This is a genomic window from Bacillus sp. GMs2/2, from assembly GCF_050172095.1.
Lineage (GTDB): Bacteria > Bacillota > Bacilli > Bacillales > Bacillaceae_G > Bacillus_A > Bacillus_A cereus.
The window spans coordinates 1-1,612 of record NZ_JBNLYE010000625.1 but is presented as its reverse complement, the minus strand read 5'-3'; the positions used below and the strand labels follow the sequence as shown (position 1 = coordinate 1,612).

The following is a 1,612-nucleotide window of genomic DNA, read 5'->3' as shown; positions in this document are numbered from 1 at the left end:
AAGAGAACACAATCTTAGTAAAGAAATAATGTATATTTATATAAAAAAATGGCACTGATAATTGTTGAGTATATTCAAATTAATATGTGTATTTAAACCTAAGAGATAAACGTGGAAAAATAAAATAAACCCGTAAGTTTAGGTATTTAATCTAAGCAGTCAATTATTAAAAACATATAATTAATATGTGAGTCATGAACATAATTAAATAGCGTTTGTAAGTTTAATTATATTTCATGTTTCCTATTTTAAGTCAATATATAACATATTTTTTTACAACTTTATGATCCTTATAATAGGAAAAACTCAAATATAAAACAAGTAAGGAGGACATAAATGACAAACAATAATTGTTTTGGTCATAACCACTGCAATAATCCGATTGTTTTCACTCCAGATTGCTGTAACAATCCACAAACAGTTCCAATTACTAGTGAGCAATTAGGTAGATTAATTACTTTACTAAACTCTTTAATAGCGGCTATTGCAGCGTTTTTTGCAAATCCAAGTGATGCAAACAGATTAGCTTTACTCAATTTGTTTACTCAACTATTGAACTTACTAAATGAATTAGCACCTTCCCCAGAAGGGAATTTCTTAAAACAATTAATTCAAAGTATTATTAATTTACTACAATCTCCTAACCCAAATCTAAGTCAATTACTTTCTTTATTACAACAATTCTACAGTGCTCTTGCACCATTCTTCTTCTCTTTAATTATTGACCCTGCAAGTTTACAACTTTTATTAAACTTATTAACTCAATTAATTGGTGCTACTCCAGGAGGCGGAGCAACAGGTCCAACAGGTCCAACAGGTCCAGGAGGCGGAGCAACAGGTCCAACAGGTCCAACAGGTCCAGGAGGCGGAGCGACAGGTCCAACAGGCCCAACAGGAGCGACAGGTCCAGCAGGTACTGGTGGAGCAACAGGTTTAACAGGAGCAACAGGATTAACAGGTCCAACGGGAGCAACAGGTCCATCAGGAGTAACAGGAGCAACAGGCCTAACAGGAGCAACAGGAGCAACAGGAGCAACAGGAGCAACAGGTCCAACAGGAGCAACAGGAGCAACAGGTCCAACAGGAGCAACAGGTCCAACGGGTGCAACAGGTTTAACTGGTGCAACAGGCTTAACAGGAGCAACAGGTGCAACTGGTGGCGGAGCTATTATTCCGTTTGCTTCAGGTACAACACCAGCAGCATTAGTTAATGCGTTAGTAGCTAATACAGGAACTCTTCTCGGATTTGGATTTAGTCAGCCTGGTATAGCGTTAACGGGTGGAACAAGTATCACATTAGCATTAGGTGTAGGTGATTATGCATTTGTAGCACCACGCGCAGGAACTATTACGTCATTAGCAGGTTTCTTTAGTGCAACAGCAGCATTATCTCCATTATCACCTGTTCAAGTGCAAATACAAATATTAACTGCACCTGCAGCAAGCAATACGTTTACAGTACAAGGTGCACCTCTATTATTAACACCAGCATTTGCCGCAATAGCGATTGGTTCTACAGCATCAGGAATCATACCTGAAGCTATTCCAGTAGCAGCTGGGGATAAAATACTGTTATATGTTTCATTAACAGCAGCAAGTCCAATAGCTGCAG

Annotated in this window: 1 protein-coding gene; it reads left to right on the top strand. The window is 38.3% G+C overall.

Annotation, left to right across the window (positions count from 1 at the left end):
- Window positions 1–336: 336 nt before the first annotated feature.
- Window positions 337–1,612, top strand: a 1,276-nt coding sequence (locus ACQGS6_RS28055) for an exosporium glycoprotein BclB-related protein (RefSeq protein ID WP_426965996.1), incomplete at its 3' end; no start/stop codon positions are given.